11 protein-coding genes are annotated in these 22,543 nt (G+C 42.0%); 1 reads left to right on the top strand and 10 read right to left on the bottom strand.

What is annotated here, in order from left to right; all coding sequences use genetic code 11:
* Positions 1–28 precede the first annotated feature (28 nt).
* From rplD to rpsJ, 3 genes are all read right to left on the bottom strand, one after another.
* The gene (gene rplD, locus ACH3Z1_RS14125) at positions 29–661 is read right to left on the bottom strand and encodes a 50S ribosomal protein L4 (protein WP_490822646.1); all 633 of its coding nucleotides are present in this window, start codon (positions 659–661) and stop codon (positions 29–31) included.
* A gap of 21 nt (positions 662–682) precedes the next feature.
* Complete coding sequence (gene rplC / locus ACH3Z1_RS14120; protein WP_295206837.1) at positions 683–1,300, bottom strand: 50S ribosomal protein L3; 618 nt, start codon at positions 1,298–1,300, stop codon at positions 683–685.
* A gap of 336 nt (positions 1,301–1,636) precedes the next feature.
* Entirely contained in the window at positions 1,637–1,942 is a 306-nt protein-coding gene (rpsJ, locus tag ACH3Z1_RS14115; RefSeq protein WP_026770720.1) for a 30S ribosomal protein S10, read from the bottom strand.
* A gap of 275 nt (positions 1,943–2,217) precedes the next feature.
* Between rpsJ and ACH3Z1_RS14110 the strand changes: the two genes are divergently transcribed.
* A complete protein-coding gene (locus ACH3Z1_RS14110; protein ID WP_490822645.1) occupies positions 2,218–4,686 on the top strand; it encodes an O-antigen ligase family protein in 2,469 nt (822 codons plus the stop codon).
* Positions 4,687–4,883: 197 nt separating this feature from the next.
* Here the strand turns inward: ACH3Z1_RS14110 and fusA are convergent, their stop codons facing one another.
* The 7 genes from fusA to ACH3Z1_RS14075 all read right to left on the bottom strand — a co-directional run.
* Entirely contained in the window at positions 4,884–7,034 is a 2,151-nt protein-coding gene (fusA, locus tag ACH3Z1_RS14105; protein ID WP_490822644.1) for an elongation factor G, read from the bottom strand.
* 229 nt (positions 7,035–7,263) lie between these two features.
* On the bottom strand, positions 7,264–7,950 hold the full coding sequence (locus ACH3Z1_RS14100; RefSeq protein WP_490822643.1) for an FKBP-type peptidyl-prolyl cis-trans isomerase: 687 nt from the start codon (positions 7,948–7,950) through the stop codon (positions 7,264–7,266).
* A gap of 73 nt (positions 7,951–8,023) precedes the next feature.
* The gene (locus ACH3Z1_RS14095) at positions 8,024–8,743 is read right to left on the bottom strand and encodes an FKBP-type peptidyl-prolyl cis-trans isomerase (protein ID WP_490822642.1); all 720 of its coding nucleotides are present in this window, start codon (positions 8,741–8,743) and stop codon (positions 8,024–8,026) included.
* A 97-nt stretch (positions 8,744–8,840) separates the two neighbouring features.
* Entirely contained in the window at positions 8,841–11,276 is a 2,436-nt protein-coding gene (locus tag ACH3Z1_RS14090; protein ID WP_490822641.1) for a beta strand repeat-containing protein, read from the bottom strand.
* A gap of 242 nt (positions 11,277–11,518) precedes the next feature.
* Positions 11,519–14,302 carry a beta strand repeat-containing protein gene (locus tag ACH3Z1_RS14085; protein WP_490822640.1) on the bottom strand — a complete coding sequence of 928 codons (2,784 nt, stop codon included), beginning with the start codon at positions 14,300–14,302 and terminating at the stop codon, positions 11,519–11,521.
* A gap of 252 nt (positions 14,303–14,554) precedes the next feature.
* A complete protein-coding gene (locus ACH3Z1_RS14080; protein WP_490822639.1) occupies positions 14,555–18,100 on the bottom strand; it encodes a beta strand repeat-containing protein in 3,546 nt (1,181 codons plus the stop codon).
* 255 nt (positions 18,101–18,355) lie between these two features.
* On the bottom strand, positions 18,356–22,543 hold a 4,188-nt coding region (locus tag ACH3Z1_RS14075), incomplete at its 5' end, for a tail fiber domain-containing protein (RefSeq protein WP_490822638.1).

Raw genomic sequence — 22,543 nt, 5'->3', positions numbered from 1 at the left:
GTATTTCGGTTGAAACGTTTCTAATTGATTAAGCTACAGCTTCTTCTTCTGCGAAGATTTTGGCTGTGTTTTCTGTGATCACCAGTACATCTGCATTCATGATTTCATAAGTGTTGATGTCGGCCAATAAAGTACTGGCAACATTTGGCACGTTACGTGTGCTCAGGTACAGGTTATCATTATACTCAGGTAATACTACCAGTGTTTTCTTGTCGGCAATATTCAGACTCTTCATCACTTCAACCAATTGCTTGGTTTTAGGTGTTTCCATCTGGATATCTTCAACCACGACGATAGCGCTTTCTTTTGCCTTATAGCTCAGTGCAGAAATCTTGGCCAGATCCTTCACTTTACGGTTCAGTTTGAAGTCGTAAGCGTGAGGTTTAGGTCCGAATATGGTACCACCACCCTTATATAATGGGTTACGGATATTACCTTTACGTGAACCGCCGGTACCTTTTTGCTTGTGCAGCTTGCGGCTGGCACCCTGTACTTCAGCACGGGTTTTTACTTTATGGGTACCCTGACGGCCTGCAGCCAGGTATTGTTTTACAGCCAGATAGATCACATGATCATTTGGCTCGATACCGAAAACCTCAGCTGGCAATTCTACCGTTCTGCCGGTTTTCTGTCCTTTTATATTTAATACATCTACTTGCATGTCAATTCAATTAAGTTGTGATTACTTCTGGATTAAAACGATTGAACCGTTATGACCAGGAACAGAACCGCTGATCAGGATATAATTCTTTTCAGGGAAGATCTTCACCACTTTCAGACCTTTCATTTTCACCCTGTCACCACCCATACGTCCGGCCATTCTCATGCCCTTGAATACGCGTGAAGGATAAGATGATCCACCGATAGAACCTGGGGCACGCTGACGATCGTGCTGGCCGTGTGATTGCTCACCCACACCAGAGAAACCATGGCGTTTTACAACACCCTGGAAACCTTTACCCTTGGTAGTACCAACTACTTCAACGCTTTCGCCTTCAGCGAAAATGTCTACAGTAACAGTTTCTCCCAATGCTTTTTCTATGGAATAATTACGAAATTCTTTTACGAATTTTTTGGCGGCTGTCTGAGCTTTTGCGAAGTGATTAAGCTCGGCTTTTGTGGAGTGCTTTTCTTTTTTGTCGCCAAATGCCAATTGAAGTGCGGTGTAACCATCAGCATCCTGGGTTTTCACCTGTGTTACGGTACATGGACCAGCTTCAATGATGGTACAAGCTGTTTGCTTGCCATCGGCCGAGAAGATGCTGGTCATCCCGATTTTTTTACCAATAATACCTTTCATCGTTTTTGCGGTTTATGCCCCGCAAGGTTAAAGAGGACATCCCACCGATGAAGCGGGATTCAATCCTTGTTTGCTGCCGACCTTTTCCGTTGTTTTCCGCCTGAGGCGGAATTGGAAGTACCGGAAGTAAACAAACCTCGAAGGGCCTGTTTATATGTATGATCTCGGATGGCGGATGTCTGATTTGAGGCAGAACCTACTTTCCTTGACCGTTTATTTATTCAGAGCTGCTTTCTTCTGCTTGAAGCAGAGTTGGCAGATGATTAATTCATTTATAAGAACTTTTGTTTCAGTCATACAGCTTGACGCTTGTAGCTTGAAACTTGCAGCCGTTTATCAGGCTTTGATTTCAACTTCAACACCAGATGGCAGATCCAGTTTGCTCAGTGCATCTACAGTTCTAGAAGAAGAAGTATAGATATCGAGTAAACGCTTGTGTGTAGCCAACTGAAACTGTTCACGACTCTTCTTATTCACGTGTGGTGAACGAAGAACAGTGAAAATTCTCTTGTGTGTAGGCAAGGGAATTGGACCAGTTACTACGGCGCCTGTACTGCGTACAGTTTTTACGATTTTCTCAGCAGATTTATCTACCAGATTATGATCGTAAGATTGCAATTTGATTCTGATTCGTTGAGACATAGTCGAAACCCAATTTTCGTATTGGGGTTGCAAAGGTAGGGGTCTCTGGTGGAATGGTCAAGAAATTTGAAAAGATTTTTGGGGAAAACACCGTTTTTTTTAGCACATCCAGTCTTTCCGCCCCCACCAAAGGGTAAAATACCCATTTAAACAGAGAAATAAGGAATGAGAAAATGTTTGCCCTTACCACTTCCCTTATTTCTTATTTCATATTTCCCGCCCCTGTTTTCTGGGCGATCCTAAATTCATTAATTTCACGCCAATTAAATGTACTTATGGCCCGGAAGAAACCCGCCTACCCTACCCAGGTTCAGCAAACCGCTGAAAAAAATTCGACTACACATCTAAAAAATACTACTAAGATTACCTGGATTCCCTTCGTCATTCTTTGTTTGTACATGGCTGTTCACTTCATCCCAACCATGAATGCCATTGATGTGATGGGACCACAGTGGTTTTATCTTGCTTTACTCGATTTGCTTGTAACAGCTTATATACTAGCCCGGAAAGACCTTTATGCTGATACTATTCAATTGATTTTCAAACAGTTATTTTCAAAATTATTACTAGGGCTCTTTGTACTGGCCGGTATTTCCATTTTTTTTGCCATCAACCAGGTGGAAGCCTGGGTTTGTTATGTTCGTTTTATCGTTACAGTTGTTGCTTTTTTTAATATTTCGGTTCTTTTCTATGGAAATCAGCACCTTTTCAAGGCGATTGCCCAGGTGTTATCTGTCATCCTTTTGATAGAATCGGTTCAATATTTCGGAAAATTTTTCAATGGAATTACAGATACCCCATTAAGTACTTTGATCAATAACCTGAATGCAAATACAGGGAACAAGAACATTTTTGCTGCAAGCCTGGTCATTAAGATCCCTTTTGTCTTGTATGCATTATACCATGCAAAGCTTGCCGAAAGAATTTTCCATTTACTCGCGCTTACCCTTGGTATCGCTACCCTCTTTATGGCAAGTGCCCGGGCATCTTATGTAAGTCTGATACTAATATCCATGGTTTACATAGGATTTACTGTTGTGCAACACATACGCAGTAAGCAACCTGAAAAACTGTTATACAGGATTGCTTACATTATACTCCCTGTACTGGCTGCCTACTTTATTTCACAAATAACCTATACACAGGCCACCACCATACAGGACAATAATGCCGGCAGGTATGGAAATGTGGTAAGTAACCTCAGTTCCATTGCTTTAACAAACGACGCTTCGAGCTATCGTTTTAAATTATGGGAACATGCTGCTGACTATATCCTGAAAAATCCATTGATGGGTTGCGGATATGGCAACTGGAAACTGGCTTCCATTCCTTATGAAAAAGAATACATCAACGATCTGAATGTACCGGCGCATGCGCACAACGATTTTCTGGAACACGCGGCCGAACTTGGATTACCGGGTGGGCTTTTATATCTATCCCTCTATCTGTGTTTATTCCTGTGTACATTGAAAACATGGCGATCGGCAGCTACTGAAGAAATAAAACTTATTTCGCTCTTCTCTTTCTTTGCCCTGCTTTCCTATGCAGTGGATGCTGCGCTGAATTTCCCGATTGAAAGGGCCATCATGCAGGTGTTTTTTGCAACCGTATGCGCATTCAATTTAGGCGCATACATCATGGCAAAAAAACAGACAGCAGCAGAAGATACAGCACCTGCAAAACCTTTATGGCATCCTTTGTATGGGCTTACCACGATCATTTTACTGTTACCAGCTTCCTATATCACTTACATGACCTATACTTCATTAAAAGCACAACTGAAAGTGGTTCCCGATTTGAAAAATGAACCTATGACACTTCCGTTGTCGGAAGTAACAAAGATGTTCCCGCCTATTCCCAATCTTACTTCTTCCTCTCAACCCATTGAAGCTATTTTGGGAAGATACTATTCTGAAAACAAACAATATGACGAGGCTTTGCGGTTGTTAAGAAAAGCCATGCCATACAATCCTTATGTGTATTACAGCCATTTTTTAATTGCGAATGTTTATTTTCTTACCGAGAAATACGACAGTGCCAAACATTATGCACAAACAGCTTATTATAACCGACCGAGGGCCAATACTTATTATCAGACACTGATTGCCGTAGAAGCCAAAAGAAAAGATACTGCAGCACTTGGAAAAGCATTCAGAACCTATACTCATTACAGGAATGAAGTATTCCCGTGGCAAATTTATTTGCTTGGTATGCTCAATGCTATGCAAAGAGGCACACCGGAACTGCTGAAAATGGCAGATAGTGCCATTGCCATGTTCAAGCCGGCTGCAAACACAACACCCAGCGCCGATTATCTGGCCTTACTCAAAAGAAAAGAAGAGATTCAAAACAACATGAATGCCACTGTTACCAATGCATCTTCACAAGCAGATATCAACAGAGCTACGGCCATTTATAATGAAGCCGTGGCAGCTTTTGGCAGAGGCGATAATGCAACGGCTGCGAGAAAATTTGTTGCAGCGCTCACTATCAGTCCATTCAGTTACAGCATATTTGAAAATGCAGGCATCTGTTATTACAACCTGAAAGACTATAAAAAAGCCGTTTACTATTTCGACAAAGTGATTGCTATGAAGATTACCAATGATGGTAAATCGGAATTCTTTAAAGGGGCTAGTCTGATCAATTCCGGTGACAAAGAAAATGGTTGCAGGGCCATGCAGATAGCGGTTGCTAAAAATTATCCCGGAGCAGCGGATATATTGAAGCAGTTTTGCCAATAGTCAATGGTCAATGGTCAATGGTCAATGGTCAATGGTCAATGGTCAATGGTCAATAAGGGAAACTTTGCTGCGATTGAGGTTATTGCTTACTTACTAAACTTTCATTCCCCATTGACGATTCACCATTGACCATTGCCTATTCACAAAAAAGCCCCGACAAAATAAATGGTCGGGGCTTTTGTTATATTGAACAAGGATTACTCCTCGATCTTCACTTTTCCTTTGTTCTTTGCCATTACCTCTTCTGCAATATTGTTTGGTGCAGGAGAATAATGAGAGAACTCCATGGTTGATGTGGCACGACCAGATGACAATGAACGCAGTTGGGTTACATAACCAAACATTTCGCTCAATGGCACTTTCGCCTTAATCACCTGCAGGTTGGCACGGCTGTCCATACCTTCCAGCATACCACGACGACGGTTGAGGTCACCTGTTACATCACCCATGTACTGATCTGGCGTCAATACCTCCACTTTCATGATGGGCTCCAGCAATGTTGGTTTTGCTTTTCGACCAGCTTCACGGAAACCAGATTTAGCACACAATTCAAATGACATTGAATCAGAATCCACATCGTGGTAGCTACCGTCGAAAATGCGTACTTTCATGTTGTTTACAGGATAACCTGCCAACACACCTGTAGTCATAGCTGTTTCAAAACCTTTCTGGATAGCAGGAATGAATTCTTTAGGGATAGATCCACCAAAGATATCGTTCACAAACTGGAAGTGTTTGCCTTCATTTTCTTTCAGCCACTCTTCATCAGCAGGTCCGATAGAGAACTGGATATCAGCGAATTTACCACGACCACCCGACTGCTTTTTCAGCACTTCTCTGTGTTCGATGGTATTTCCGAATGCTTCTTTATAAGCAACCTGGGGAGCACCCTGGTTCACTTCTACTTTAAATTCGCGACGCATACGGTCTACGATGATCTCGAGGTGTAACTCACCCATACCACGAAGGATTGTTTGACCAGTATCTTCATCCGTATTTACACGCAGTGTAGGATCTTCTTCTACCAGTTTTGCAATAGCCATACCCATTTTATCAACGTCGGCCTGTGTTTTAGGCTCAACAGCAATAGCGATTACAGGCTCTGGGATGAACATGTTCTCAAGGGTAATCGGATGGTTTTCATCACAAAGTGTATCTCCGGTTTTTATCTCTTTAAACCCTACTGCCGCAGCAATATCACCAGCTTCGATAAAGTCGATCGGATTTTGCTTATTGGCAAACATTTTCATGATACGGCTGATACGCTCTTTCTTACCACTTCTTACGTTTAATACATAAGAACCGGCATCAAGGTGTCCGCTGTAACAACGGAAGAATGCCAGACGACCTACGAATGGGTCAGTCATGATTTTGAAAGCCAATGCAGCAAATGGTTCTTTTGCATTTGGCTTACGGGTAATGGTTTCTCCTGTATCAGGATCTGTACCTACTGTATCTTCAATATCTACAGGAGATGGCAGGTAACGACATACCGCATCCAATGCAGTTTGTACACCTTTATTCTTGAATGAAGAACCACACATCATTGGAACGATGCTCAGATCTATACAAGCTTTGCGGATGGCTTCATGTACCTCATCTTCAGAGATTGTGTTTGGATCATCGAAGAATTTCTCCATCAATGTATCATCATATTCAGCTACTGCTTCAATCAGGTTCTGTCTCCAGAATTCAACATCTTCTTTCATGTCAGCAGGTACTTCAATCTCATCGAAAGTCATACCTTCTGTTTCCATGTGCCAGATGATACCTTTCATTTTGATCAGATCCACCACACCTTTGAAATTATCTTCTGCACCAATAGGTAACTGCAGGGGAACGGCTTTTGCTCCCAGCATTTCTTTTACCTGGTTTACCACATTCAGGAAGTCGGCACCTGAGCGGTCCATTTTGTTTACGAAACCGATACGAGGAACTTTGTAACGGTTTGCCTGACGCCATACGGTTTCAGACTGGGGCTCAACGCCGTCCACTGCTGAAAACAAGGCGATCAGACCATCCAGTACGCGCATAGAACGCTCTACCTCTACGGTAAAGTCTACGTGACCTGGAGTATCGATGATATTAAAATAATAGCTTTTGGTATTTGCATCAGCCTTACCTTTTACGGTAGGGAAGTTCCACTGACAGCTAACAGCAGCCGAAGTAATGGTGATACCTCTTTCTTTCTCCTGTTCCATCCAGTCGGTGGTAGCGGCACCATCATGTACCTCACCAATTTTGTGAATCATACCTGTATAGCGCAGGATACGCTCGGTAGTGGTGGTTTTACCGGCATCAATGTGAGCGGCAATACCGAAGTTGCGTTGAAATTTCAAGTCAGCCATAAAAGTGCTTGTTTAAATATTTTTTTGACGGGAACACAGGCTCCCATTTTCGAGGCGGCAAAGGTAGTAATAATACCAATTCGCTGAATAGCTTGCCCTGATTAAATTATCCCCCAAAAAAAAGCTCCGGAATGAATTCCGGAGCTTTCATATCTTATTGAAAATAAGTTAGTTGTATTTATTTCTCTTAACTATTTCCAGGTTTTCCCGGATAAAAGCGGGAACTAGCTTATTTTTTTGCTGCTCGAACAGATACCAGCGCAATGTCATAAACAAGCGGGGTATTGGGTGGAACGGTGCTTCCATTTCCTCTTTCACCAAAACCGAGATTAGCAGGAACAAATACTCTCCAGATAGAGCCTGTTTTCATTCTTAATACAGCATCCTGCAAACCGGGAACCAGTTGGCTTACCAACAACAGGAACGACTCCTGGTTGGTTTGTGAGCTAACAAAAACAGTTCCATCGGGAGTTGTGCCGGTTACATTTACCACCACTGAATCTTCGGGTTCTGGCGTTATGCCTGTACCACGTGTTATAACTGCATAGCGAACACCGCTTGGCATTGTTATTACATCATTCCTTTTAGCCAGTTCACCGAATAAAGCCTGCTCCATCATTTTACCTTTTACACCGGCCACATCGGCATCCAGCACATTGATCATTTTCTCGGCACTCGCCTCGCTGATCATTAATTTCTTTTTTGTCAACACATCATCCACTGCTTTCTGAAACATGGCACCTTTAATGAGTACACCTCTCTTTTCGAGCGATTTAATCATGTAAACACCCAGCGCATACTGAAGTGAATCCTGGGTTGCTTTTTCTTTGGCAATCTCGGCAGCCGTTTTGGTTTGAGCGCCTGCTGAACCAGCTATAAAAGCTCCTAATATGAGCGTTGAGACTATTTTTTTCATGTTTGAATAGTTTATAAAATCGAAAATATAAAGAATTAAGGCAATATAACTGAAATCTACCTTAAAATTTTGCTTACTTCTTCACAGGTCTTATCTCAATGAGCTCTACTTCATACGTTAGTGCACTGCCTGGTGGGATGAGGTAAATGCCATTGTTTCCAGGCACCCCTTTATCACCATGCGCAAGAACCGATGGTATATATAATTGCCATTTGGAACCTACTGCCATTTGCTGGATGGCTTCTGAAAGACCGGGTATGAGTTGTGACAATAAAACAGACTGGGGTATTTTATTATTATAAGTGTCTTCAAAAACAGTCCCATCTGCCAAAGACCCCTTTAAATTAACCACAACCGAGTCCGCTGAAGTAGGCCTTCCACCCTGTCCGGTGCGAAGAATAAAATAATGAACCCCATTGGGGAAAATGCCCAATCCGGGTCTCTGTTTGATATTGGTAAATAATTGTTGCTCAAGTCTGAATGACCGATCTTTCTGGGTAACCTGCTGGTATGCAGTAATAAGCGGACTGATGATTGAATCGGGAAGCAATCTCGCTTTATTCTGAAAAATATCATCCATGCCCTTGATAAAAAGCGTTGGGTTATTGATCAGGAAACCCTGGTTATTTACCCATTGGGCAAGAAAAGATCCAATGGCATACTGCAGGGTATCTGACATATTATTCAGCTTCACCGTATTGGCTGCTGGCGGCGGGGTTTTACCGGCAGGGTTACGCTGGGCAGTAGCCCCGTTAATAATAAAGCAACAGCTTAAGAGGACAAATAGTTTCATACGCATGATCTGTCACTAAAGATACAAATAAATGCCAGGTACCCACCCAGTGAGAAAATTATTAAGTTATCCTTAAGCCAGACAATACGGCTGTTCATTATAAGAAATTCAACTCGGCTGTTCCTTCAATATTGAGTTGAATATCTGTTACAACATCAAGACCCGAACAATTGACCGTTACGCCGGTAGGTATGGTTTTATTTCCTGTTCCACTAACCATTAAATTATTATAGGTAAATCCGGCAATGGATTGAGGCTGGTTACCGTTATAATTAAATGTATTATTCGTTACAACATACACTGTATTATTCTGATCAGGAATGAATTCATCTGCTACAGCAATGATTTCATTTGCAACCAGTGTAACCGTTCGTGTGCCATTGTCTGCAACAACCAGTGTTCCATAATTTTCAGCGGTTATTATTTGATCGCCCAATCCATCATAAATAGTAATGAGACCAAGCAAATCATTATTGATGGTATACTGTCCTGCAAAACCAGCAATGGTTGTAATACGAGTTACATAAATAGTACCGGTCCCATTAAGCATACCTGTTCCTCCGATAATGGTAGCAGCAGCAGGATTGAAACTACCAGTAACAAGCATTGTTCCGTTTACGCCCATATTACCCGAAGCTGCAATTGTACCCTCAATTGTTAATCCGCTAAAAGTTAGGGTTCCTCCTGAATTGGTGATTTGTCCTGAAACACCTGTCATGGATACCGTACCACCAGTTGGTGCAAACGTAATGCCCGCTCCTATTTGAAACAATCCGCTTACATCATAACTGGTATTATATTGACCCTGATCAAGTGGTGTTGCGTTAATATTAAGGTTACGGAAGACAAGGGTCCCGGTGTTGGTGATGGATGATGATGATGTATTCATCGTTACTGTTCCGGCACTTGCTGTAAATGAACCGGTAACAGACAGCGCTCGCGATATACTAAAACTATTACCTGATGTTACACCCGTACCACTGACGATGAGATTACCGTACGACTGTGCACTGTTTAATGCAGCAACAACTGAATTATTTCCCTGGTATTCTACATAACTGTTTGTCCCTATTACATGTGTCGTATAATTAGCAGGCAGTGTATTGGGGCCACCAATAATGAGGCGACTATCGTTGGCAATGTTTAATGAACCTCCAGCTAATGCCCTATTGGCTGTGTATACACCCAGATCAAACACGCCGGTTTCGATCGTAAGTACATTGTTGACTGAAATATTGGTTGACAGTGTAACCGTATTATTTCCGGGTACACCTGTATTTGCCACAACAAGTCCTCCCGTAAAAGTAGGAACACTTGAACTGGTAATCTGCTGATTGGTAGATCCATCCATCGTATATAAGCCATCACCGGAATTGAAGGTTCCGTTATTCGTGAAATCACCTCCTATATTCACTATCGGATCATTGGCTCCATTGTATGTAGTATTTGCTTCTATTATCAAATCACCTCTCACCGTTAGTGTGCCGGCAGTTATGGTTTTATTAAATGAACTAACTGTAGATAATAAAAGATTTGCGTAAGATGGTATTGTTGAAACAGTCTGAGCGGTATTTGCGTGTGCGTAATGAATGGTTGTACCCAATGCAATATTGCGTGTAGTGAATGCGGGGAACTGTGTTGAAGTACCTCCTGCGCCACCTACCCGGCCAAGCCTGAGAATACTGCCATTCTGTATATTTAGCGTCCCTGTAGATGTGATGGCAAATCCGCTGTCTTTTAAAAGACTATTTGCCGTGAGATCACCTATGGTAAGAGTAGATGCATTTAAATTGATTGCTTTTCTGAAAGTTACCCCTGATGCGTTGTTGATCTTTAAAGTGCCGCTATGCGTTGGCGCATTTTGTGGCCAGTAGTTTTGTGGTAATGAGCCATTTAGGTTAATAATACTTCCTGCCGGTGGATTTGTAAACCCTCCTCCTGTTGCCGAACCTGCAGCGTTGGCTGCAATATTACCACCGATATTAATCTGTGCATTACCAGTCATATCAACATGATGTCTGTTGAAAGAAGATACCATCACCAGGTTTCCTGAAACAGTAACTATTCCATCGGTATCGATACTTAATATCACATCTCTTGCATCATTACCACTTGTTTGCATCGTAAAATCATCCCCACAATTCAATGTACCTAATACATTTATGACTCTGTTTCTGCCATTGGTTGTGGCAGAGCCAAGTGTAATACTTCCACTCACACTAAGTGTAACACCAGCGTTAATCGTGAGCGTTCGGGAAGCTGTCGGATTACCTGTCCATGAAATACTTGCACAGGATGTGTTTGCGGTAACAGTGATGGTTGCGCTTGTATTAATCACGACATCATCACCGGGCCCTGGAGGCACACCTCCAACCCATGTTCCTCCTGCATTCCAGTTACCTGTTACATTGTTGGATGTAATTGTTGCAGCTATTGTGTTGTTGATGAGAATAAATAAAAAAGAAATAATCAGTACTATTAAACGAAACATACCGCATACACTACCGGAACAATACGTTAATATTTTAGTCATAACAATTTTTCAGGATTGATCACTTTGTTATTACTGCAACAGCATGTTGATGAAAATCAAGGCAACTGCATAACCTCTTATTAAAGAGTAATGTTTTACCAATACATTGATCAGTTTATGCCGGGGTGTTGTTTAAGATGCTTTGTACAGATACAAGGAGTATTGATTGTATCATGTCAAAACAATAGTGTATTGCTTTTGCAAAATTAAATCATTCAACATTAGAAACAGATTAGATATTGTTACCCCTGCACATTTAATGTGCCAGTATCCGGCAGGGTTAAAATAGCCGTATCGTTGATTTCAATGGTCTGGCAATTGACAGTTGTGCCGGCTAATACGGTTTTTGCCCCGGCATTACTCATCACCAGGTTATTGTAAGTAAAAGCAGTTATTGTTTGCCCTCCGCTTCCGTTGTATTCAAAAGTATTACCTGTAACTACGTAGGTTGTTGTGGTTGCAGTTGGAGTAAATACATTCGATACCCTTACTGTTCCTCCGTTCTCAAATGTTACAGTCCGGGAACCATTCGTACTAATCACCAGTGTACCATAATCAGCGGCACTCACTGTTTGTGCACCTGCCCCATTATAATCTACGGTAAGATTTGCCAGCGTCTTCGTTGTGATGCTGTATTGAGCGCCAAAACTCGGTGTCGCCGTTATGCGTGTTACATTAACAGTACCTGTTCCGGTTAAAGTACCCGCTCCACTGATTACACTTGTTGCCGATGGGTTAAATTCTCCTGTTACAGACATGGTAGACAATACACTGAAATTACCAGTACTGCTCACAGATGTTCCACTTATTGTAAGATTGTTAAATGCCAGTGTTCCAGCCGCATTACTGATGGCGCCTGTTGCTCCCGATATTGTTATTGTTCCGCCTGTTGGTGAAAAATTAATGGCTCCACTCGTTGACAATGTTCCAGATACTGTAAAACCTGTATTATACTGCGATTGAGCTGTTGGAGTAGCACTAACAGTAAGGTTGAAAAAACTGAGTGTACCTGTGTTATCGATTGATGAAGCAACATTATCCATGGTTACCGTTCCTGCACTTGCAATCATACTTCCGCTCACCGTCATTACTCCACTCACAAAAAACGAGTTTGTTGTTGTTGCTCCACTGGCACTGATCACCAGATTGCCATAAGACTGGCTACTGTTTAGCGCGGCTACTGTGTTGGTAGTACCGTCATATTCTATTGTACTGGTTAATCCGATGGAGTGTGTACTGAAATTTGAAGGAAGCGTATTCGTTCCTCCTATTATCAATCTTGCTCCATCCGAAACGGTTAATATTCCACCCGCCGATCCACGGTTGGCCGTAAATGTTACCAGATCCAGTACACCATTTAAAACTGACAGGTTGCCTGAAACAGATATAGTTGATACCATTGTAACCGTATTGTTTCCGCCACCACCTGTATTATCAATTGTGAGATTATTTACTGTTGCAGGTAACCCAGTTCCTTCTGTCTGATTGGCTACTCCATTGTAAATATAATTAGCACCTGTATTGTAGTTTCTTGCTGTTGTAGTTTGAACATTACCCGTAGCTGTTCCGACCGTTGTAATACCACCCGTTGAACCAATACCCAATGTACCACCAGATGCCAGTGTAAATGTGCCCGCTCCATTGATAATATTGGCTCCTGCATAAAATATAGAACCATTATTGATCGTCATTATATCACCTGTGGTTATGGTAATTGTAGCGTTTGTATTTGTTACGATGGCTCCTCCACTATTGCCAATGGTAAGTCCACCGTTGAAAGTAAGGGTATTGCTGCTTGTTATACTTTGATTGGCTGTTCCATTAAAAGTTACAAGTCCGGTACCGGTTGTAAATGTTCCACTATTAGAAAAATTACCTCCAATAGTAATAGCATTATTATTGGTTCCTGCATTACAGGTAGCACCAGTATTTATCGTAAAATCACCCCTCACTGATAATGTGCCTGTAGAAATGGTTTTTGACACACCAGAAAAAACAAGGTTCGCATAGTTGGGTGCAATAGATACTGTTTGAGTAGCACCAGAAGCGATGTACTCTACTGTAGTACCCAAATCAATATTTCTGGTACCAAATGCAGGGAAAGTAGTAACTGCTGTAGATCTTCCCAATAAAAACCGGGAACTGTTATTCATATTAAGGGTTCCGGTACTCGTAACCTGGAACCCGGTATCTTTAAAAACACTGCTGGAGACTATATCACCTATCGTTAATGTAGTAACAGTCATTGTAGATCGACTGGTAGCAGCAACGGGATTATTTATTTTAAGTATTCCCAGTGCAGTCGCTCCTCCAAATAAGAAAACATTTTGCGTTGATGTACCATTTAAATTGATTGTACTCGTTGTTGGCGGTGCAGTGAATCCTCCACCAACTCCGGTTGGGGTTGCATTAATACCAACATTCCCTCCAATATTAATTACAGCATTTCCAGCCATATCAACGTGGTTTCGTGCAAATACAGCGGCCATCACCAGGTTTCCTGATATGGTAACTATTCCTGTCGTAGCAATGGAAAGAATACAGTCCTGTGTATTACCGCCTGTCGTTGGCATCGCCATTGATCCGCAATTAAGGGTTCCTGCGACACTGATCGTTTTATTGAAATTCGCAGCCGGATTAACATATGTAATCCCATTCGTTACATTAAGTGTAACTCCAGAATTGATCGTAAGTGTGCGCGTAGCTGTTTGGGTACCCGCTGCCCAGGTAAGAGAATTACAGGATCTGTTATCTGATACAGTTACTGAGGCATTTACCGCTATAATAACATCATCTCCTATACCGGGAATAACACCACCCACCCAGGTTGCTCCAACGTTCCAGGTTCCTCCGGCTGCAACAGAAGTAATGGTGGCCGCTTTCGCAAAAAAAACAGTCAATAAAAACAAAAAAAGTAAACAGGGTCTGAGAAGACCATGGTACTCGGCTAACAAGTAAGTTTTCTTACCTGTATTTAATCGCTCATGCGAGATCGTTGCGGGGCATGCTGATAATACCTTAGCCATAACAATTGTTCAGGGTTTAGAACATGTTATTACTGCAGCATCCTCAATCTGTAAAAGGAGAAGTAGCTGCATAACCTTGTAGCGAATGCAGTGATGCGAGATCGATACATTTGGCTAACCTGGTTATGCTCAGGGTAAAATTGTTTGAAATGCTTTGAACCGATACGTGGATAAACTGTATCAATGCCAAAGCAGGAATTATTGCTCTCTACAAAGATAAAGCATCCAACATTAAAAAAAGATTAGAGATTCTTAACCCTGTACATTCAGGATACTGGTATCGGGAAGGGTTAACACAGCACTATCATTAATTTCAATGGTCTGACAATTAACGGTTGTTCCAGCCAGTATGGTCTTGGCACCAGCATTACTGATGATCAGATTATTATAGGTAAAAGCTGTAATTGTCTGGGCTCCACTTCCATTGTATTCAAAAGTATTTCCTGTAACTACATAAGTAGTAGTAGTGGTAGTGGGTATAAACACATTTGACACCCTTGTGGTACCTCCATTTACAAAAGTTACGGTTCTGGTACCATTGGTACTGACAACAAGTGTTCCATAATCCTGGGCATCTACTGTTTGTGCCCCTGCCCCGTTATAGTCGACCGTAAGATTAGACAGTGTCTTATTTGCTATAGTATATTGAGCTCCAAAACTTGGGGTAGCAGCCGTTCTTGTTACGTTTACGGTACCCGTTCCAGTTATAGTACCTGCCCCACTGATAATACTTGTGGCTGATGGATTAAACTCGCCAGTAACTGACATGGTTGCAACAACACTAAAATTACCGGTACTGCTTACTGTTGTTCCACTTACAGTCAGGTTATTAAACGCCAGCGTACCACTTGCATTATTGATGGCCCCTGTAGCTCCCGACATGGTTATTGTTCCACCCGATGGAGAAAAGTTGATGGCACCGCTGGTAGCCAGTGTACCCGCCACCGAATAACTGGTATTGTATTGCGATTGGGCTGTAGGTGTTGCGCTGATAGTAAGATTATTGAATGTAAGTGTTCCACTATTACTAATAGATGACGCTATGTTATTCATGGTAATAGTACCACCTGTTGGCTCAAATGTTACACTACCACTCACCGTAAACGTTGCTGCCACATTAAAGCTCGTATTGTATTGTGTTTGAGCTGTGGGGGTAGCAGCTATCGTAAGGTTATTAAATGTCAATGTACTGTTGTTGACAATAGATGAAGCTACATTGTTCATATTAACTGTACCGCTATTATGGGTAAATGTGGCACTATTGGTAAACACACCTGAAATATTCATCGTTCCTGAGGTCGAGATGAGTACACCGGCATTTATGGAGAGATCATTCAGGCTGATGGTTTGGTTTACAAAAGTTAATGTGCCGGCTCCAGCTTTTGTAAATGTTCTGGTAGCGGCACTTATAGCCCCACCCACCGTTAAAGCCACAGCAGCAGTTGAAGTGGTAACCTGTATATCTGCATTCATAGTAACCGTACCTGTACCTAAGTTGAGGGGCTGTGAGCCGGTAAAACTAAAGTCGGCGTTCCATGTAATAGGGTGGTTGTTCGTAGTAATACTACCTGCTGTTGTATTTTGAACGGCTCCCCCATTAATAATAAAAGTACTAGCCACTGTTCCCAATGCTGCCGCATTGTTTACATTAATGGTTCCAGCGTTTAAGGTTGTACCTGCTGTATAGGTATTGGCCACACCCATTGTGAGGGTTCCTGAATTATTTTTTATCACTGCTGTTGTTCCAGTACCATCTGCAATAGCGTTGGTTATTTTTGTAACGGCTCCAACATTATTAAATGTTACATTTTTTGTTCCAGCCAACCCTCCGGTAATGGTAGCTGAAACGGTCAATATATTCGTACTGGTAGTAGCAACCTGTGTAATAGTAAAAGGCTGACTAAATGTAATGGTTCCGCTAAAAGTGGCATTATTATCTGTATTGCCTCCTATTGAATACACACCACTGGTGGCCTGGTTAGCAATTGTAATGGCTCTTGCAAAAGTAAATGCACCGTCAATCAATAATGTTGGACTCGAGTTATTTGTAGTAGTGGCTGCATTACCCATTACAACCGCTGACGAAGCATTTCCAAAAGGTCCATTTGTAGTTACTGCAACTGCAGCTCCTGCCATTAACGTACCGGCACTAATGGTAGTTACTCCGGTATAGGTGCTGGCTCCTGATAGTTCCCATGTGCCTGTTCCTGTTTTGGTAACAGTACCTGAAGTTGTTCCGATTACACCACTGTATAAGCCTGTTCCTGTGCCACTCAAAACAAGACCGAATGTATTTCCTCCAACAGCCCCACTCATAGTTAACAATCCACTACCTGATGCTTCAATAGTAGCTCCGGATGCCGTTAATGTTATTGCCCGATTGGTAGAATGCCCTGAACCAACATATCGCAAAGTTCCTGCAGCCGCCATTGAAATAGCTGGCGTACCGGCGCCTGTTCCAAGAGAACTACTAGTATTTGTATTTGCTACTGTATTTGCTTCAAGAATACCTGCAGTAATGGTAACCGCCCCTGTGTACGTATTTGCAGCAGTTAATGCCAATGCACCAGTACCTAGTTTTGTTATTCCAAAGTTGTTACCACTGATAATACCACTCATGATAAAATCATCATTCGTGAGGTCGCCATCATCTGCTACTGTAACCTGTCGTGTTGCTCCTAATGCTACAGGGTTTGCAATTGATGCATTTGTACTGATTGTACCACTACCGGTATAGTTAACGGTTATATTTCCACCCAAAGTAATCGCCCCGGATCCTGTTATTGCTGCCCCATTACCTCCACCAACTGTTTGCATGGTAACACTCGTCAGACCCCCACCTAAAGTAAATGTTCCCAAAGCAAGTGTTGTGGCAGCATTTACAGTTAAACCTGCTGCAACCGATAAGTTTGCACTAAATGTTTTAACGGCATTATTACCCCCGGTAATATTAAGACCCGTATAAGAGTTAACTCCTGTTGGCGTTGCCGGAATAGTGAAATTGGATGTCCCTTGATAATCTACTATTGCACCTGTGCCAATAAAATCAATGGTATTGGTTACACTTGCGCTAAAAGTAAGAGCCGTAGCACCTTCCAAATTTAACCGTGGGGTGGTATTTCCCATGGCATAGCTAGCAGTTGGCGGACCGCCTGTTCCTGAAAGCGCAGTTACCAATCCTGAAGTGTTAATTGTACCGCTTGTATGCGTTACAGTTACATTGCCACTAAAGCCGCCGTTTCTCAATGTTTGAAGAGTAAAACTACCTGTAGCATCCAGACTGGTCAGCGTATTAACATAGGTTAATGTTCTGTTACCTGTGAGTGTTGTTCCTGTTGATCCAACTGTAAAGCTTCCACAAACCAGAGTTCCTGTTCCTGTTATGGTAATTGTCCGGTTGGCATCTGCATGGTTAATTACAACCGCTCCTGATACTGTTAATGTTTGCCCCGTAATGGTAAGTGTAGTTGCAGCAGTGTTTGTAAAAGTCAGTGAAGCAATCGATGTGGCTAATGCTGTGTTAAGTGTTGGCGCATTGGTGCCATTGGTTGGAATAATAACAATATCAGTAGCATTTGTACCCGGCGTACTTGTACCCGAACTTTTTGTCCAGTTATTGGTATTATTCCATGCTGTACTGGTCGCACCTGTCCAGGTATAGGTAATCTGTCCACTTACTTTAGTCAGTACAAAAATGCTACAAACAATAAAGCAAATACATACCCTAAAAACCGGGCTGATTTTTCGATGTAATCCAAGTGACAGGTTTTGTTTTACTGATGGGTATCTGGCTTTCATAAAAGATTTTCATCTTTCAGCCCGAAGGCAACCCTGAAACCCATCGTAATAAATGACAACCTGTTTGTATGTTATCAATAACACACAAATACAAACACGACAAGACCTCTTTATTTTGCCATGTTTACCACAAATCGTGTGGTCTGTTATTATTTGCTACTCAGGGTGTCGGTTTATTTTTTATTGAGCTTGTTTCACTAAGACTGAGAACAGTCCATTTGAATCATCATGCTCTCCTAAATAAATAACCGACTTTTATTCAGAGCCTTTTCCAGGCTTTTGATCTTTGGTTAAATTTTCCAACAGTTTTCTGATTGCACCGATCTCATCCTCCAGTTTTTTAATCCTGTCTTTATCAGTATTCTGTTTTTCTAACATCTTCTGCTGTTCTTTAATTGCTTCCAGCAACAGTGCTACTAATTTAGAATATTCAACAGACTTGAACCCTTTATCATCCGTCTTCACAACTTCAGGTACAACCTTCTCTACTTCCTGTGCTATCAGACCCAACTGTTTGGAGCTGTCAAATTTATTTTCCGGGAATTCTTCAGTTCTCCACAAATAAGTTACCCCGCGCAGTGCCATTACTTTATCAAGTGCACTCTCAACTGTTTTAATATCTTTCTTATACCGTTGGTCAGATGTTTCATTGATTGCATTGGTTTTTAATCTACCAAATACTTCCAGTTTATAAGAACCGCTTGGCGCACCACCAATACCTACTTCATTCGAACCACCACCAATTGTTACATCGCTTGTAGATGAGCCTGTATTGATACTTGTAGTTGCGTTATTATTATTATTCAACACAATGGCACCATTCACTGTTAACCCTGTCAATGTTCCAACAGAAGTAAGACTCGATGATACCACATTCGATGCCAGCGTAGTACCTGAAAGTGAACCCGCAGCAATATTAGTAATGGTATTGTTTGACCCATCAATGGTTTTATTGGTAAATGTTTCTGTACCTGCGAGTGTAGCTAATGTACCCGTAGTTGGTAATGTTACATTCGTTGCACCCGTTGCAGTTAATGTAGTATTAAATGCACCACTGGTTGTAAGATTTCCACCCAGTGTAATGGTTCTTGACCCATTATTCACACCGGTACCACCATATGTTGGACTAACTACGGTACCATTCCACGTACCTGTTGCTATTGTACCAAGGGTTGTAATATTGGTGCTACCTGCCCATGTAGATAAAGCCGTGTTTTCTACGTTTCCTAAACCAACATCAGTTTTAGACAGAGATAACATTGCTTTTGCGACCGCGGGTGAAAGTTCTTCTACTACACCTGAACCTGCTGTGTTTCTACCCAGGAATGTACTGGTAGCAATATTCTGGATTTTCGATAGTGTTACATTACTGTTCAGAATTTTAGCAGTTGTTACCGCATCATTTGCAATACTAGTAGCTAAAGATCCAGCAGAAGTGGTAACATCACCAGTTAATGCAGGAAATCTTGCTGCTGCTAGTGTACCTGTTACATTCGTACCAGACAAGTTAATAGCGTTAGCTGTTATCTGCTGATTACTCAAAGACAAATAGTTTTCTCCAGCTAAGGTAACGTTACCTGTATTCGTTCCGGTAAGGTTAGAACCTGATACAGTACCACTGGCATTTACAGAGCTTGGAGTAATATTACCCAAAGTCAGGTTGATCGTTCCGCTGGTAGTAATAGGTGATCCTGTAACGCCTATTCCATTCGCGCCACTTACTGATACTGATGTTACGGTTCCAGTACCACCGCCACCTGTTGCACTTAGTTCACCTCCGGCCAGGGTTAAACCAGAGCCAATGGTAATCTGCTCAACATTACCATTTCCTGCTGTGCTTCGTCCCAACAATGTCGTTGTACTGATCTGCTGGAAATTACCGAACGTAACAGTATTGGCAGATATCGACGAACCTGTAATATTGGTTAACGTATTATTGGATGCGTTAATCGTTTTATTGGTGAGCGTTTCCGTACCCGATAGCGTAGCCAATGTACCAGCAGTTGGTAAAGTTACATTGGTAGTACCCGTTGTGGTGAACGTGGTATTGAATGTACCGGAGGTTGTTAGGTTACCACCCAATGTTATCGTTCGCGATCCGTTATTCACACCTGTACCCCCTTTTGACGGGTCTATAATTGTTGCACTCCATGTACCTGATGTTATGGTACCGACAGTAATTAATGCACTCGAACCAGCCAATGGCGATTTGGTTTGTATTCGACTTTGTATCGCAGGGAATGAATCAGCTTCAAAAATATTCATTCGATCCAAGTAAGGTGTAAGCATTAGACTTGTATCGGATATTTTCAGATAAATAGGTGACATGACTGAATCTACATCCTTGTACTTGATTACATGTCCATAACGTGCATAACCTGTTCTTGGAATATCCAAGGCAAATTCGGCTCCGTTAAGCATTTTAGCTGTATCTGTTGTTTTGATACGGCTATTGAAAATAATAGTATCTGCCACATTGAATTTACGCATAGCTATACTATCCATTCTAGCCCTTGTACCAATGATGCTGGTATCAACCTTTAATGTTACCGCTGCAGAACCATTATAAGAAGTACTTGTAGCGTTATTGGCCAACAAGCCGTTTGAAACACTCAATGCGTTATTTAATGCACCACTTAAAGTAGTTGCACTGATGGTACCTGTTGCATTCACATTATTGAATGTACCTGTAGTAGCACTTATAGTTGCCGCAGTTGCAGTACCGGTAATATTGGCATTGGTGAGGTTAGCAGTTGTTGCACTGATAGTTGAACTCTGTATGGTACCACTGACTGCCAGTGTTGTTAATCCTGTAATGGCGCTGGTATTAACTGTTGAGAAATTACCATTTGTTGCACTAACCGTTCCTGCCTGTAAAGTATTTGTAACACTAAGATTCGTTAAACCTGTAAGGTTGGTGATATTCGCATTGGTAATACTAGCTGTAGTGGTAGTAATGGCTGAAACATTTGCCAGACTTGTAATACTATTTTGTGCGCTTGCACTTAATGTTCCGCTCAACATACCACCTGAAATAGTGCCCGTGGTGTTCACATTGGTAAAGTTACCAGTAGTTGCGCTCACTGTACCAGCACTAATAGTGCCTGATATATCGATAGCTGTCAGACCGGTCAGGTTCGTGATATTCGCTGTAGTGATACTTGCATTTGTTGCAGTCAATGCTGTAACGTTCGCCAGGTTCGTGATTGAGTTCTGAGCTGATGTACTTAATGAACCGCTTAAAGTAGCTGCACTGATCGTGCCACTTGCAGTAATGTTTTGAACATTCGCAAGATTCGTAATCGTATTCTGTGTTCCGGCGTTTAAGGTTGCACTGATCGTACCACCTACGATATTGCCTGTTACAGTAATATTATCAAAACTACCACTGGCACTTGTAATGCTGGTGCTGCTCACATTACCTGCTTCGACTGTACCGGTGATGCTGATATTCGTCAGACCGGTCAGGTTCGTGATATTCGCTGTAGTGATACTTGCATTTGTTGCAGTCAGACTGCTCACATTAGCCAGGTTCGTGATTGAGTTCTGCGCACTGGTTGAGAGGCTACCACTTAAGGTTCCTGCACTGATTGTTCCACTCGCTGTAATGTTTTGAACATTAGCAAGATTCGTAATCGTATTCTGTGTACCGGCATTTAAGGTTGCACTGATTGTTCCACCTACGATATTACCTGTTACAGTAATATTATCAAAAGTACCACTGGCACTTGTGATACTGGTGCTGCTCACATTACCCGCTTCTACTGTACCGGTGATACTGATATTCGTCAGACCAGTCAGGTTCGTGATATTAGCTGTAGTGATACTTGCATTTGTTGCAGTCAGACTGCTCACGTTCGCCAGGTTCGTGATTGAGTTCTGCGCACTGGTTGAGAGGCTACCACTTAATGTTCCTGCACTGATTGTGCCGCTTGCAGTAATGTTTTGAACATTAGCAAGGTTTGTAATCGTATTCTGTGTTCCGGCGTTTAAGGTAGCACTGATCGTACCACCTACGATATTGCCTGTTACAGTAATATTATCAAAAGTACCACTGGCACTTGTGATGCTGGTAGTACTCACATTACCTGCTTCTACTGTACCGGTGATGCTGATATTCGTCAGACCGGTCAGGTTCGTAATATTCGCTGTAGTGATACTTGCATTTGTTGCAGTCAGACTGCTCACATTAGCCAGGTTCGTGATAGAGTTCTGAGCTGATGTACTTAAACTTCCGCTTAAGGTTCCTGCACTGATCGTGCCACTCGCAGTAATGTTTTGAACATTAGCAAGGTTCGTAATTGTATTCTGTGTACCGGCGTTTAAGGTTGCACTGATCGTACCACCTACGATATTACCTGTTACGGTAATATTATCAAAACTACCACTGGCACTTGTAATGCTGGTGCTGCTCACATTACCTGCTTCGACTGTACCGGTGAT

Source organism: Sediminibacterium sp. FW305-C-49 (genome assembly GCF_058231085.1).
This window is presented reverse-complemented; position numbering and strand designations above follow the sequence as displayed.

What these genes read in the sequence shown, in the direction of transcription:
- rplD (WP_490822646.1), bottom strand. Translation starts at nt 661, where the DNA reads ATGCAAGTAGATGTATTAAATATAAAAGGACAGAAAACCGGCAGAACG.
- rplC (WP_295206837.1), bottom strand. Translation starts at nt 1,300, where the DNA reads ATGAAAGGTATTATTGGTAAAAAAATCGGGATGACCAGCATCTTCTCG.
- rpsJ (WP_026770720.1), bottom strand. Translation starts at nt 1,942, where the DNA reads ATGTCTCAACGAATCAGAATCAAATTGCAATCTTACGATCATAATCTG.
- ACH3Z1_RS14110 (WP_490822645.1), top strand. Translation starts at nt 2,218, where the DNA reads ATGGCCCGGAAGAAACCCGCCTACCCTACCCAGGTTCAGCAAACCGCT.
- fusA (WP_490822644.1), bottom strand. Translation starts at nt 7,034, where the DNA reads ATGGCTGACTTGAAATTTCAACGCAACTTCGGTATTGCCGCTCACATT.
- ACH3Z1_RS14100 (WP_490822643.1), bottom strand. Translation starts at nt 7,950, where the DNA reads ATGAAAAAAATAGTCTCAACGCTCATATTAGGAGCTTTTATAGCTGGT.
- ACH3Z1_RS14095 (WP_490822642.1), bottom strand. Translation starts at nt 8,743, where the DNA reads ATGAAACTATTTGTCCTCTTAAGCTGTTGCTTTATTATTAACGGGGCT.
- ACH3Z1_RS14090 (WP_490822641.1), bottom strand. Translation starts at nt 11,276, where the DNA reads ATGACTAAAATATTAACGTATTGTTCCGGTAGTGTATGCGGTATGTTT.
- ACH3Z1_RS14085 (WP_490822640.1), bottom strand. Translation starts at nt 14,302, where the DNA reads ATGGCTAAGGTATTATCAGCATGCCCCGCAACGATCTCGCATGAGCGA.
- ACH3Z1_RS14080 (WP_490822639.1), bottom strand. Translation starts at nt 18,100, where the DNA reads ATGAAAGCCAGATACCCATCAGTAAAACAAAACCTGTCACTTGGATTA.